Consider the following 14572-nt stretch of genomic DNA (forward strand, 5'->3'; position numbering starts at 1 on the left):
GCTGATTAATTATAAAATATTATTAAACTTATTCCCCCTTCAGGGGGTTAGGGGGTATGGAGAGATTTGATTACAGGGCAGCTTTAAAGAATGTGCCGCACAAGCCCGGTGTATATCAATTCTGGAACGATGAGAAGGAACTGATATACATAGGCAAGGCTAAAGACCTGCGCAACCGTGTAACATCATATTTTAATAAGGATACCAACGTAAATGCCAAAACACGGGTATTGGTATCTAAAATACGCAACATTACTTTTACCATTGTTGATACCGAGGTAGATGCCTGGCTGCTGGAAAACAGCATGATCAAAAAGCATCAGCCACGCTACAACGTAATGCTGAAGGATGATAAGACCTACCCGTGGATCATCATCAAGAACGAAAACTTCCCGCGCATATACTGGACACGCCGCATCGTTCGCGATGGTTCAAAATACCTGGGGCCGTATGCATCGGTGAGTATGATGCATACCATATTGGGGCTCATTAAAGAAACCTATCCGCTGCGTACCTGCAACCTTGCGCTAACGCGAGAAAATATTGACAAAGGCAAGTTCAAAGTTTGTTTGGAGTACCAGTTGGGTAACTGCAAAGGTCCCTGTCAAAACTACCAAACGGAGGATGATTACGATAATAGCATTGAGGAGATCACCAATATCCTAAATGGTAAAATAGGGGCTGTAGTGCGCTCTATGAAAGCCGAAATGGATAAGGCTGCCACAGAGATGAACTTTGAACTGGCCCATAAACTGAAACGCAAGTACGACCTGCTGGAGAAATACCAAAGTAAATCGACCGTAGTAAATTCATCTATTACCGATGTGGACGTTTTCAGCATCGCATCTGAAGAGAAATACGCCTTTGTGAACTTCCTGAAGGTGATGAATGGTACTATCATTCAAACGCAAACCATAGAGCTTAAAAAACGCCTTGACGAAAGCGACGAGGAGCTGCTTACATTGGCTATCTCCGAGTTCAGGAGCAGGTACAACAGCCAGTCGCGCGAGATCATTGTGCCTTTTGATATAGACCTTGACGATGCCTCGATAAAGTTTACCGTACCCAAGCTGGGCGAGAAGCGCAAACTGCTCGACCTGTCGCAAAAGAATGTACAGTTCTTTAAAAAGGAAAAGATAGACCAGTATGAAAAACTGAACCCGGAGGTACGTACAGAGCGCCTGCTAACGCAAATGATGAAAGATTTGCGGATGAACCAGCTGCCGCGCCATATCGAGTGTTTTGATAACTCCAACTTTCAGGGCAAGTACCCGGTGTCTGCCATTGTAGTTTTCAGGGATGGCAAGCCATCCAAAAAGGATTACCGCCACTTTAACGTGAAAACGGTAGAAGGACCTAACGACTTTGCCACTATGGAAGAAGCCGTACACCGCCGCTACCGACGTATGCTTGATGAGGGGACAGAACTGCCGCAACTCATCATTATTGATGGTGGCAAAGGGCAACTGTCATCGGCCTTAAAAAGCCTGCGTTTACTGGGCATAGATAAGCAGGTAACGGTGATCGGTATAGCCAAACGCCTGGAAGAGTTGTATTATCCCGGCGATCAGTATCCGCTGTACCTTGATAAAAAATCGGAAACGTTGAAAGTGATCCAGCACCTGCGCGATGAGGCCCACCGTTTTGGTATCACCTTCCACCGCAAAAAGCGCGATAAGGGCACTTTGGTCACCGAACTGGAACTGATAGAGGGCATAGGCAAAACTACCAGCGAGAAGCTCCTGAAATACTTTAAATCAGTCAAAAAAATCCGCGAAGCCAAAGAGGACGAACTGATGGAAGTAGTTAACCTGAAACAGGCAAAAGCCATATTGGGTTATTTTAATCCCGAACCAATCGAGGGCGGAGCTTTTGAAGAGCAGGAATAGCTGCTATTTAGAATCAAGAGTTTAGATTCAAGAATCAAGATTTAGAAAACCAATGGAAGAGGTCACTATTTAGTGACCTCTTCCATTACACACCCTGTCATTCTGAGGAACGAAGAATCTATTATACATTATTCTTGTCAATCATTTATTAGATCCTTCGTTCCTCAGGATGACAGGACAAAAAGGTTTTATTTATAAAAAAACCATCCTCCCTCTACAACAAGAAACCCGATCAGTTTAACTGATCGGGTTTCTTTAGCCCTTTTAGGAAACGGGGCATATATAGAGTTTGGTTAGTATTCCCACAAAGTAAGTTCCCAGTCCATTAGGTTCTTCTTTATTCTTTCGGCTTCGTATAGCTGATCTATGCCTTGTGCATAATCTTTTATACGTTCGTCCTTATCGTTAGATACTTTAACGATGTAGCTGGAGAAGATCCTTTTGTTAAAGCAATCATCAAAGGTTAAACCCGTGGCATCGCTGTTGCGGCTAACTGCTTCCTTAGTGGCCAGTATGTTACGAGCCTCCGGGAAGTATACCCAGAACGCAGGCTGATAACCCAAGTCTAAACCACCGGCTTTTGGTTTCACTAATGGTGCTATACCCACAATGCGCGGCTCAAATACTGAGCGTTGTTTGTCAAATATCCAATCTTCTTTAATCCTGAACTTAACCACACTATCCGGGTTAAATTCGCCGGCTTTAAAGGTTGAGCCAATTTTGTTGCCATCCTTATCAAACTGATCAACCATGCTGCTATCGGCCATCCTTGAACGTGCCTGGCCCGGTTTCAACGGGGTAGAGAAAGCATCTCCATTAGGATCATTCTGTTTAGGGTTCGGGCTTGGATCGTATGCCTGTAATTCGCCGTTATCAATAGCAGTAAGCAAAGCATCTATCAGGCGCGATTTTGGCGAAGCCAGATACTGGTTCATCTTTTCGCGCACATCAATTTCGCGCCAAACACGTTTAGCGAAAACCACATCAGCCTCCCTTAAAGCAGGGTATGGCGTAGCTTTTTTGCTCACCGAGGTAATGCTGGTTTTGGTGTAATAACCATCCATCGGCCTGTCAAACTGTTTTACCGGCGTGGTATCAACCGGTGCTAACGTTTGTTTTTGGCTAAGCGCCGCGTTATCAACTACTGGGCTGGTGGTTTTTGGCCTCCTTGTAGTAGTTGTTTTAAACTTGGTTGTTTTGTTACGTTTGGTGCTGCGTTTTTGTGCGAACGACGAGGCCACGCAGGCCAGGCATAACACAATAACTAAAATACTCTTCTTCATATCTCTACTCTTAATTAGCCGAAATAATTATATCATCGAGGCCGCGTTGCGTACCATCGGGACCAACAGCTACTATGTTACTGAAAATAACTTTAGTACCCGGTGTTACCGTACCCAATGCCGCTTTCATTTGGCCTGATAATTCGTTACCCGATGTGCTCAGGATAATTACATCCTGCCTTGGTTTTGCCAATAACAGGCTAAAGCGGGTTACATTAAACTTGGCATCGAACTCAAAGTTCTCCAATTTAGCAAAAATTCTGTCTTGTCCGCGTATGTTGGCCGCGCTGGTGCTACCACTGCTTTTACCAGCAAACTGCGCTTTCGGATCAGGGATACGTTTTACACGGAATAATGTGCTACCCAATACCTGCGATTTGCCCGGCGAGGTTTCTGCCGAAACGGTTATAGTAGCATTGCCTATTGAACTAACATTAGCTGTATAGTGACCACCTGAGCCGCTGATTGAGCCGCCGCTGATGCTTACTTTAATGCTGTTAGTTGCAATACCCGGTGCCGATACCGAAACAGGGTTAGGTACGCCAATGTATAAAACATTCATTTTATCAGGCGATACCACTGCCGACGGACGGGCCACGGTGTATTTTTGAGGTTGTGTTTCGTAGGTTTTCATGGTACCGTCGTTTTGTTTAACGGTTATTTTACCCACCCATGTAAACACGCCTTCTTTACCGGTACCTACTGAGTATTTACCCTTACCATCGGTTACCGATAGGCTGCTGCCGTTAACTGAAATAGCCGGGCTCGATTTTGAATCAGACGCGGTAAGGAATACCTCGGCAGTATAGGGCTGCCCTGCTATTACATAGCTTGACGGTGCAACTGCTACAGCCGAAAATTTATCCAAATTCACTACTGCCTGATCTACCTTGCCTAATATTTTCTTTACAACTTCATTTTCGGCATTTTTTGTATCGGCTTGTATTTTGGCCAATGTAGTTAAGGTTGCACCCAATGGGATACCATCACCAAAGTTTGCCTGATCCCATTTTTTTGTACCGCCGCCACGTTTAGGCAGGTCGGCTGCATTTAATGAGAAGTTGATGCCTGATTTATCTTTATCATCAAGCAACCCTATTAATTTTTCGCGGGTTTCATTTATTTTTGTACGTAATAGATCTGCATTTTTATCAGTGATCATTACGCGCGGAGAAATATCAAGGTTATCGCGTTTATCAACATCACCGGTGGTTTCATTAATGCCGCCACCTTCTTCAATTAATTTAGCTTTTAGTTGTTCAACAAACTTGTTAAGGTCATCAGCTATACGGCTTGCTTCTTTTGCTTTATCATAAACCGGTTTTGCCCTTTCAGGTTGTTCCTTAAGTTTGGTTTGCTCAAAAGCGGTGTAAGTGTTTTGTATGCTGGTAGTAACGTTACTTGTTGATTTATCTAAGCTGTCGGTTATATTTTTAAACGCGTCAAGTAAACTGTCGGGTACGTTTAGCGCAATAAGGCCTAATAGTACCAGGTACAGTATACCTATCATCCGCTGTCTGGGGGTTTGTTTGCCTCCGGCCATGTGCTCTATTTGTTATGTATAGTTATCAAAAAATCCTGTTAATTACCGGCAAAAATTAAACGCGGGGCTGGTTCATAGCCGTTAACATGTTGCCGTAAATTGAATTTAACGACGCCAGGTTTTTAGCTAAGCGGCCAACTTCTTCTTTAAAGTGCTTAGAATCATCAAGCGACTCGTTGAAGTTTTGCATGGTAAGCGACAGGTTATGATAGAACGTATTCATTGATTTCAGGTGCGCGCTTGAATCTTGCAACTCAAGTTCATAAACAGCGTTCAAAGCCGATAGGTTTTTAGCCAGATTGTTCACTTGCTCGTGATAGGCTTTTGAATCGGTATTTGAGTTAGCCATTTCGGTTAAGTTTACTGATGCTTTTTCAAAAGCAACGCTCAGGTTATCATAGCTTGCGCTTGCGCTTTTAACTTTGGTAGCAAATTCAGTAGTGGCGGCGCCGGCATCGGCAACCTTTGATATGCTGCTCACTTTATCACCAAATGTTCTTAAGCCATCGCCCAGGCTGCTGATCAGTTCAGGCCCAATTTTGGCATCGGTCAACATTTTATCTAAAGCGGCAGTGTTTGAAAAATTAGTCCCTGTGCTTACCTGGCGTGGGGTTGCTACTTTAGGCAGTTCGCCATTATAGTCATCAGCAAGTTCAGGATAGGCACGTGTCCAGTCAACTTCTTCTGTATCTCTTTGTAAACCTAAAATTAAAAATAGTACAGCTTCAGCACCAAGTCCGATAGCGATAAGGTATTCAGCGCCTTTATAGTGATTTATTTTAAATAGCAGACCGATAATTACAACGGTTGCACCTATTGAGATGATATTATCAATTCCGAAAGGTTTTTTCTTTCCAGCCATAAGTAGTAGTGTTTTGTATTTAATTAAAAATGTGGTGTTTCTTAATTTCTTTTAGCGTTTGTCCCTGATATCGCGGCCCACATAGTGAGTTACGCAACGGAAACCAATGTAAGATTTAGCAGTGTCCTGGTATTCGTAAGTACGGGTTGAGTTTTGCAGAAAATAGCCCACATCTTTCCATGAGCCACCTCTAACTACTTTACGTTTTAATATTTCAGGGTCGCTTGGTTTAGCTTCGTAGTTAAACGTTGGCGACATATCGCTCACAAATGATGATGATGATGGGTCGTAAGATGACGCAGTCCACTCGGCTACGTTACCGGCCATGTTATACAAGCCGTAATCGTTAGGGAAGTAAGAGCGTACATTCACGGTGTAAGCGCCGCCGTCATCCGTATAATTACCACGACCGGGTTTAAAGTTGGCCATCAGGCACCCTTTGGCGTTTTTAATGTAAGGGCCGCCCCAAGGGTAATTGGTACCTATCCTGCCACCGCGTGCCGCGTATTCAAACTCCGCCTCGGTAGGCAGGCTGTACGGCGAACGGTGCGGTAAACCACGAGAATCTTTATACGAATCATTAAAGCGGGTGCGCCATACGTTAAAGGCACGGGCCTGGCGCCAGGTAACACCCACTACAGGGTAGTTACGGAAGGCCGGGTGCGAAAAGTAGCCTTCAACCATAGGCTCATTGGCGGCATAAGCGAAATCGCTTAACCAAACCAGTGTATCGGGGTAAACGTTAACGGTATCACGTAAAATGAAATCCGAACGCTTCATGTCTTTATTATTTTTGTTGTTGGCCGCGCCACGTAAGCCCATTACGGCATAGTTGTATTTCAACAAGCGTACATCAACCTCGTTACGGTCGAAAATACGATCCTGCCCCTGGTAATACATGGTTTGCAGTTTGGCGGCATTGTTATTGCCTTTTCTGAAATTCCAAACCGGGTTTTTGCGTACATAATCCCAGTTAATGAATTTTTGACCTGTAGCGCCGCTGCCTGCTTTGGGCTGAATGAAATATTTTTGATCGGCCAGGTAGTTTACAATGGCTATCGAATCGCGCACCCAGTTTACGTATTGTTTGTATTGGGTGTTAGATATCTCCGTTTGATCCATAAAAAACGGCGATACGGTTACCTGTTTGGTTTGCGCTATCTGCGAAAAGGTAACATCCTGATCGGTTTGCCCCATTAAAAAGGAACCGCCGGGTATATAAACCATGTTCAGCGGGACTTCAGATCTGAATGACCTTTGCGGTACCCCGGTTACTTCGCCGCCACCTCCGTTGTGGCAACCACTTAAAATGCCTCCGGCCAAAACCGCAATTAAAAAGTATATCTGCTTCATCTTCAAATCAAGTTCAGTTAGATGCTATAACATAAATAGATTGGCCTAAGATAAAACTTTGGCTAATCAAACAAAAAAAACATTTTATGAACGTATGTTACAGGCTGCAATATAAACTATTAAAGTAATTTAAAAGTTAATTGCAGTTAATAATAACCCCCTTGCAGCTAAATACTTATCATGTAGCTTTTCAAGGAGTACTATTAACGCATAAACAAGTTGAAAGGTTGCAAAAAAGTTAAATAAATTGAGGGGCAATTTATTTATTTACCAGCTTGCAGTACTGTTCAATGGCCATTGTCATGGATGGAGCGCCGGGTGTAGGAGCCGGAACATCCAGAATAAGACCAGCTTCGAGCACTGCTTTGTGCGTTGTTGCACCAAAAGCGGCTATGCGGGTATTGTTCTGTTTAAAATCCGGAAAGTTTTTGTAAAGCGACTGGATACTCGACGGGCTAAAGAACGCGATAACGTCGTAAAATACCTCGGCAAGGTCAGATAGGTCGCTGCATACGGTACGGAAAAGTACGGCAGGGGTAAAGTTATAACCGTTTTCCAAAAGGAATTTCTGGGTTTCTTCAGCAGCCACGTCAGAGCATGGGTAAAGGAACTTTTCGCCCGAATGTTTCTTTAAAACCTCGGCCAAATCGGTAGCGGTTTGCTTACCAAAAAAGATCTTTCTTTTGCGGTACTGGATATATTTTTGAAGGTAAAGTGCGATAGTTTCTGACAGGCAGAAGTATTTCATTTCAACAGGTACCTCAAACCTCATTTCTTCGCAAATGCGGAAAAAGTGATCGGCCGAGTTGCGGCTGGTGAAAATTACAGCGGTAAAATCGCCCAGGTTGATCTTGTCCTTACGGAAATCCTTTGCAGGAACACCTTCAACGTGGATGAACGACCTGAAATCAATCTTAAGATTTAACTTTTTAGCCAGTTCTGCGTATGGATTCTTATCATTTTCGGGTTTTGGCAATGTAACCAAAATGCTTTTAACCCTTTTCTTTCTATCTTCCAAAATCGGTTCCTAATAACTACCTGTTAACTACTATTACTATATATCGAGTGCCTTTAATAAAACTAAAATGGGGCAAATTTCGAGGGCACAAAGATAGAGAATTAAATAAAATTTCGGAAATCGAAAATTCGAAATAATATTTACACTGTTACGCAAGTAAAGCCAAACTAATATTGCGCCCGATGCCAATAATGCAATTAATAATATAACCGGCACTAAATGAATGCTCACCAGTACAAGGCAAACTACCACCGGCAGCAGCACAAAAGCCACGTTAAAATATGTGAAATACAATAAAGTTACATACTGATCTACCAAATTGCCAATATCGAAAATAAATCCTAAGAATTTGAGTATCATGAATTTAACCGCGAACAGCGCCAGCACTGCAACAGTAATAGACGTAAAAAGCCGGAAACCGCTCACGCTGTAATATACCTCGTTGTAAACCGAAAGTTCGTACAGTAAAAAGCCCACTGTGGTGCTAAAAAGCAGGAAAAGGCCGGTGAAAGCCCAAAAGCTTAGCAGCCCGTTTTCTTTATCAACCTGCGATAAAATTTGTTTGTTATAAAATGACTGAAAAACCTTGCTGACGTCTTTAGGGAGCGAAAGTTTCAAAAACGCGGTGTAGAGCAAAAGGCCCGTAATAACCGCAATTACCCAGCTATCGCGATGCTTGCGGGGGTGCCCGATGCCCAGGTATCTCTTCGCTTTTTCGGATGTTTCTTCAATGCCCCAGATATTGCGGTTGGTACTGTGCAAAAGGCTATCAACATACTGGTTTTTGCGTGCCGGATCAGGCGTTTGAATAAACACCAGGGCCAGTGAATCAGAGATGCGCTTTTCCTGCAACCGGTTTGCCTGAGCTACCGAATCAAGAAAGGGTAATTGTTTGGGGCGATAAACGGTATCGGTATATACCGGCTCTTCGGTTATCACAGAATCCTGCGCCAAAGCGCCGCCGCAGAATAATATGCCCAGTAAAAATAGAATAACCCTTAACCGCATTTAAGCCCTTGTGTTTTACGGTGCAAATTTAATCAAATATATGTTAGCCTTGGGGTTTGTATTTAATATTGAAGGGGTAATTACGTCATTTATTATATCGCTGACGGTTCATCTGCCTGATATTCTAAAATATCTCCGGGTTGGCATTTTAAAGCATTGCAAATAGCTTCTAACGTACTAAAGCGTATCGCTTTCGCTTTCCCCTGTTTTAATATAGAGAGATTAGATAAGGTGATGCCAACTTCATCCGACAAGCTGTTTAACGACATTTTTCGTTTAGCCATCATTACATCAAGATTGATAATTATGCCCATCCTTAAATAGTTAGCTGTTTTTCTTCTTCCAATTCGAGGCCAAGCCTGAATATTTCTGCAACAATAATTAACACGATACCCATAATTGCATAACTTATAGTAAAATCATATTGAAAGTCTACATGGCCGGTGTTGTAGGTTATGTTCAATATTTGGTATGATGCAACTACAAATAGCCATTGCAGAAAAGAGTAACCCAAAAGTGCATAAGCGATATTTTTAATGCGGATAATGTTAAGGTGATTAAACGGAAGGTTTTGTTTGAAATTAAGAAAGATCTTTTTTAATTGGTAAGTGATAATTACAACAGTGGCGAATATGATACCGAAGCCAATTAATAGCATTGCTATATTTTGCCAGTTTGCTTTTACACTTAAGCCCAAAACCGCATTTGTAGCATTTAATATTCCTACAGGAAAATGTGTATTAAAAGGATGCAATTGTTTTGTGGTGATTTCAGAAAAAGTTATAGGTATTTTTAATACATAACCACCCCTGATGTGGCCAGATATAGAAAACAGAATAAGGAATATGCCCGCGGCAACCCATTCCAACCACCAAACAAAATTAATGATCACTGCGATTATTGCAGATAGCGAGTTTTTACCTAAAATTTTCATCTTCTATGTGTGTGATTTGATTTTATGTAAACGTAATAATATTTATTGAATATCAATAAATATTTATTGAAAAAAGAATCGAACGGTATTGCTTTTTTATTTTACTTTTAATCATCCAAAACCTAACCAGTGCTATTATGCCAAAAGTAATTTTTACCTTTCTAATAGTTACTACATTACTTAACGTTGCCAAAGCGCAGACCACATGGCAATATGTTGATGCAAAGCTGGCCGAACCCGGCTTTGAAATGAACACCGAAGGGTATTACGCACCTGTGGATATTATAAAATCAACCAATGCTGCTGAACTTCGTTTTTATTGCGGCGGCGAGCATTATACCAGTATGCTCATTATTACTTATACCGGGAAAAAGTTCAATGCTGCTTTTTATTCGCGTAAAAAAGATTTGGTTAGGAATCTTGTGAGCCCCTTAAATAAAGATGCCGTTATTAAGCCGTTCAAAAAAGTAAGCATCAATAATGTGAAAATTGATTCGGTGTTTTTTGAACTGGTGAATCATCGGGTATTTAATTTGCCCGATCAGAAAACGATAAAAGAAATACCCTCTTCTTTGGTTTACAGGATATCATATAAGCTGAATAATACTATAAATGAATATACCTTTTCTGATCCGGAACAATTGTTAAAAGATCATCCCGGTGTAGAGGTGTTTAAATACTATAATCAGGTGTTCAGTGTTTTAACTAATTTAGTAAAAGATGTGTATCCGAGATTGCAAGAGTGATTATGGCAATGGCCTCGCAGAGGATTGTAAATGCTTACCTTTGCATTTATTAATATTTACAGTTACTACACAACATGGCCGGCATTTATCTTCATATTCCTTTTTGCAAACAGGCCTGTTATTATTGCGATTTTCATTTCAGTACTTCGCTGAAATATAAAGACGAGTTGTTTGAGGCGCTCATTAAGGAGATCAACCTGCAAAAGGCTTACCTGAACGGCGAAACCGTAGAAACCATTTACTTTGGCGGCGGCACGCCATCGCTTTTAACGGCAGATGAGATCAATAAGCTGATAGGCACCATCACCGAAATACACACCGTATTGTCAACCGCCGAAATTACCCTCGAAGCCAATCCCGACGATTTGGATAAAGTGAAGCTGGATGCTTTGCGACAAACGGATATCAACCGTTTCAGTATCGGTATACAATCTTTTTTTGATGAGGATTTAATGTGGATGAACCGTGTACACCGTGGCAAAGAGGCCGAAGGTGCTGTAAAGCGTGCGCAGGATGCCGGTTTTGAAAATATTACGGTCGATCTTATTTATGGTTATCCCCTGCTTACCGATGCAAAGTGGAAGCAAAACGTAGCCAAGGTGTTTGAATTGCAGGTGCCCCACGTATCGGCCTATTCCATGACGGTTGAACCGCAAACCGCCCTCGCTGCCTACATTAAAAAGAAGGTGTACCCGCCCATGAACGAGCAGCAAAGCGCCGAGCAGTTCATTTACCTTACCGATGCCATGCAGCAGCAGGGTTTTGAGCAGTACGAAATATCTAACTTTTGTAAGCCCGGCCATTACTCGCGCCATAATTCTAATTATTGGAAGGGCGTAAAGTATTTAGGTATAGGCCCATCGGCGCACTCCTTTAATGGCGAAACCCGGCAGTGGAACATCGCCAATAACGCTAAATACACACAGTCGCTTGTTAAGGGCACCATTCCTGCCGAAACAGAAGTGTTATCAGAAGCCGACCGTCTCAATGAATACATCATGACCTCGTTGCGCACCGTTTGGGGCCTCGAACTCGACAAGCTGAACACCATTGCCGCAGGTGCCGAAAGTCAGCTGTTGATACCCGCCCAGCAATACCTCGAAAAAGAATGGCTGCTGCAAAAAGAACACACGCTTTACCTTACCCAACAAGGTAAACTGTATGCAGATCACATCGCTTCCGAATTATTCTTTTAAGTGCTACTCTTTCAGGGAGTTGTATTATATGTCTGTAAATCAAGTAATTGCACGTGGTCTGCCTTGCCCTGCAATCTGCCTGCGAAATGCTGCCGTATCTGCCCATACACAACAAAAGAAATTATCATTTATCATGAAAAAATTAATTTTAATGGCATTTGCAGTAGCAGCTATCGCAATTTCGCCTAAAGCAAATGCACAAACCAAAATGGTAGGCGGCGCAGCAATGTACCCTACCAAAGATATTGTTGACAATGCCGTAAACTCAAAAGATCATACCACGCTTGTTGCCGCTGTTAAAGCTGCCGGTTTGGTTGAAACTTTAAAAAGCGCAGGCCCATTCACCGTATTCGCGCCAACTAACGAGGCTTTTAACAAGCTGCCGGCAGGTACTGTTGATAACCTGGTAAAACCTGAAAACAAAGAAACGCTGACCAAAATTTTAACCTACCACGTAGTAGCAGGTAAATTGAGCGCTAAAGATCTGTGGGCAAAAGCAAAATCATCTGACGCTACACTGAAAACCGTTAGCGGCGGTACATTAACCGTAAAGGCCGATGGCAAAAAGCTATACTTGGTTGATGAAAAAGGCGGAAAATCATGGGTAACCATTGCTGATGTTAACCAAAGCAACGGTGTTATCCACGTAGTAAATACGGTGTTGATGCCTAACTAAGCCCAATTATAATTTCCATCATATATTAACAGGGCCCGGCGGTTTGTACCGCCGGGCTTTTTTGTCAGCATATTTTAAAAAAGCAAGTTGGCGGTTAGCGGTTTTTTTTAAAATATATAATTTTGCATGTTAATTAATTGTGAAGATGGGCATAATACTAACCCCTATAGATACGGTTGATAACATCACAAAGGATGATTTTATTAACAATTACTTAAACAAACGCAAACCGCTGGTAATCGGCAAAGCGACAGAAAAATGGCCGGCGTTACAAAAATGGACCTTTGATTATTTAAAGGAAACTGTAGGGGATAAGGTAGTGCCCCTGTACGATAGTTCAAAGGCCGATCCCTCGAAACCCATTAATGCCTCGGCTGCCGAAATGAAGTTTGGCGATTACATCGACCTTATACAAAAACAGCCTACCGACCTGCGTATCTTTTTATTCGACCCTATAAAATTTGCGCCTAAGCTACTGGACGATTACCGCTCACCAACTGACCTGATGGGTGGCTTTCTGGATAAATACCCTAATATGTTTTTCGGCGGCGCGGGTTCAGTCACCTTTTTGCATTACGATATCGATCTGGCGCATATTTTCCATACTCATTTTAACGGTCGCAAGCATATTATGCTGTTTGATAATAAGTGGAGCGAGCGCCTGTATTGTATCCCTTTCGCTACCTACGCGCTGGAGGATTATGATATTGAAAATCCCGATTTCAATAAGTTCCCGGCGTTAGATGGTATTGAGGGACAGCAATCCATATTAGAGCATGGCGATACCCTGTTTATGCCTACCGGCTATTGGCACTGGATGAAATACCTGGATGGTTCGTTCTCCATATCGTTGCGCGCCTGGGATAAATCGTGGGCTATTAAAGCGAAAAGCCTGTATAACTTAACCGTGCAGCGTAAGTTTGATGATATAATGAAGGGCAATTTTAAGCAGAAGTATATGAGCTGGAAAGAGAACCTTGCCATAAAACGGGCAGAAAAAGCATTGGCACAAGGCAGGCCATAAGTAGTTTACAATTTGATAATAATTAATTATTACCTTTATGCGCTTGGAGAAATGTACTCGAAGCGCGTAAATAAATGAGCTTCATACTATCCCCTATTGATACAGTTGAGAGCATTTCTCCGGCTGACTTTAAAAAGAACTACCTTGACCCGCGCAGGCCGTTGGTAATAAAAGGCCTTACCAAAAGCTGGCCCGCCCGCGAAAAATGGACGGCCGAATACCTGAAAAGCGTGGTAGGCGATAAAGTAGTTCCGCTGTATGATAACTCTAAGGCCGATCCTTCAAAACCAATCAACTCATCGGCTGCCGAAATGCCGTTCAATCAGTATATCGATCTGATTAAATCGCAGCCCACCGAGCTTCGCATATTCTTCTTCAACATATTTAAGCAAGCCCCCGAGTTGCTGAACGATATCGTGTTACCAAAAGACCTGATGGGCGGCTTTATTGAAAGCATGCCGGCCATGTTCTTTGGTGGTTCAAACTCGGTTACTTTCCTGCATTACGATATTGATCTTCCGCATATATTTCATACCCATTTTGGTGGCCGCAAACATGTGATCCTTTTCGAAAATAAATGGAAAGAACGCCTGTACTGCCTGCCAAACGCTACCTACGCGCTTGAAGATTACGACGTGGCCAATCCGGATATTGAAAAATTCCCGGCGTTGGATGGTGTAAAAGGCATCGAGGTGTTTTTAGAGCATGGCGATACCCTGTTCATGCCAACCGGTTACTGGCACTGGATGAAATATATTGATGGCTCATACTCGCTAAGTCTGCGTGCCTGGGATGCATCGATTAGCCGCAAGGCAGCAAGTTTATATAACCTCGCTGTAAAAGGCGGTGTAGACAGCGTATTGAAAATGGCCTTCAAAAGCGATTACGCCAAATTCCGTGAGCGAGTGGCCATTAAACGTGCTAACAAAGCGCTTAAAGCCGGGCGACCATTCTAACTAATTAGAATCAACATAAAAAAGCAACCGCTCGGCTCCAGCCGAGTGGTATTGGGAAGACCAATTTTTGTCATTTCGAACGAG

General features: G+C 42.6%; 14 protein-coding genes. 6 read left to right on the top strand and 8 right to left on the bottom strand.

Going from position 1 to position 14572, the window contains the following annotated elements:
• Positions 1–56 precede the first annotated feature (56 nt).
• Positions 57–1889 carry an excinuclease ABC subunit UvrC gene (gene uvrC / locus ABD894_RS13620; RefSeq protein ID WP_345211597.1) on the top strand — a complete coding sequence of 611 codons (1833 nt, stop codon included), beginning with the start codon at positions 57–59 and terminating at the stop codon, positions 1887–1889.
• A 293-nt stretch (positions 1890–2182) separates the two neighbouring features.
• On the opposite strand, the gene porN is transcribed toward uvrC, so the two are convergent.
• The 8 genes from porN to ABD894_RS13660 form a co-directional block, all read right to left on the bottom strand.
• Positions 2183–3172 (bottom strand): type IX secretion system ring subunit PorN/GldN, encoded by a 990-nt coding sequence (porN, locus tag ABD894_RS13625; RefSeq protein WP_345211598.1) that lies wholly within the window; start codon positions 3170–3172, stop codon positions 2183–2185.
• Positions 3173–3182: 10 nt separating this feature from the next.
• Positions 3183–4715 carry a type IX secretion system motor protein PorM/GldM gene (gene porM, locus ABD894_RS13630; protein WP_345211599.1) on the bottom strand — a complete coding sequence of 511 codons (1533 nt, stop codon included), beginning with the start codon at positions 4713–4715 and terminating at the stop codon, positions 3183–3185.
• Between the two features lie 55 nt (positions 4716–4770).
• Positions 4771–5577 carry a type IX secretion system motor protein PorL/GldL gene (gene porL, locus ABD894_RS13635; protein ID WP_345211600.1) on the bottom strand — a complete coding sequence of 269 codons (807 nt, stop codon included), beginning with the start codon at positions 5575–5577 and terminating at the stop codon, positions 4771–4773.
• Between the two features lie 51 nt (positions 5578–5628).
• A complete protein-coding gene (porK, locus tag ABD894_RS13640) occupies positions 5629–6930 on the bottom strand; it encodes a T9SS ring complex lipoprotein PorK/GldK (protein ID WP_345211601.1) in 1302 nt (433 codons plus the stop codon).
• A 259-nt stretch (positions 6931–7189) separates the two neighbouring features.
• Positions 7190–7948: a uroporphyrinogen-III synthase gene (locus tag ABD894_RS13645; protein ID WP_345211602.1), complete on the bottom strand. Its 759-nt coding sequence runs from the start codon at positions 7946–7948 to the stop codon at positions 7190–7192.
• 36 nt (positions 7949–7984) lie between these two features.
• A complete protein-coding gene (locus ABD894_RS13650) occupies positions 7985–8956 on the bottom strand; it encodes a DUF4271 domain-containing protein (RefSeq protein ID WP_345211603.1) in 972 nt (323 codons plus the stop codon).
• 92 nt (positions 8957–9048) lie between these two features.
• Complete coding sequence (locus ABD894_RS13655; protein WP_345211604.1) at positions 9049–9270, bottom strand: helix-turn-helix domain-containing protein; 222 nt, start codon at positions 9268–9270, stop codon at positions 9049–9051.
• 2 nt (positions 9271–9272) lie between these two features.
• Positions 9273–9890, bottom strand: a complete 618-nt coding sequence (locus tag ABD894_RS13660; protein WP_345211605.1) for a DUF2975 domain-containing protein — start codon at positions 9888–9890, stop codon at positions 9273–9275.
• 137 nt (positions 9891–10027) lie between these two features.
• On the opposite strand from ABD894_RS13660, the gene ABD894_RS13665 reads away from it, so the two are divergent.
• The 5 genes from ABD894_RS13665 (at position 10028) to ABD894_RS13685 (ending at position 14488) form a co-directional block, all read left to right on the top strand.
• Positions 10028–10636 (top strand): hypothetical protein, encoded by a 609-nt coding sequence (locus tag ABD894_RS13665; RefSeq protein WP_345211606.1) that lies wholly within the window; start codon positions 10028–10030, stop codon positions 10634–10636.
• 74 nt (positions 10637–10710) lie between these two features.
• Positions 10711–11832: a radical SAM family heme chaperone HemW gene (gene hemW / locus ABD894_RS13670; protein ID WP_345211607.1), complete on the top strand. Its 1122-nt coding sequence runs from the start codon at positions 10711–10713 to the stop codon at positions 11830–11832.
• 133 nt (positions 11833–11965) lie between these two features.
• Entirely contained in the window at positions 11966–12508 is a 543-nt protein-coding gene (locus ABD894_RS13675) for a fasciclin domain-containing protein (RefSeq protein ID WP_345211608.1), read from the top strand.
• A gap of 145 nt (positions 12509–12653) precedes the next feature.
• Positions 12654–13532 carry a cupin-like domain-containing protein gene (locus ABD894_RS13680; RefSeq protein WP_345211609.1) on the top strand — a complete coding sequence of 293 codons (879 nt, stop codon included), beginning with the start codon at positions 12654–12656 and terminating at the stop codon, positions 13530–13532.
• Between the two features lie 74 nt (positions 13533–13606).
• Positions 13607–14488 (top strand): cupin-like domain-containing protein, encoded by an 882-nt coding sequence (locus tag ABD894_RS13685; RefSeq protein ID WP_345211610.1) that lies wholly within the window; start codon positions 13607–13609, stop codon positions 14486–14488.
• Positions 14489–14572 lie beyond the last annotated feature (84 nt).

Source organism: Mucilaginibacter gynuensis (assembly GCF_039541195.1).
Lineage (GTDB): Bacteria > Bacteroidota > Bacteroidia > Sphingobacteriales > Sphingobacteriaceae > Mucilaginibacter > Mucilaginibacter gynuensis.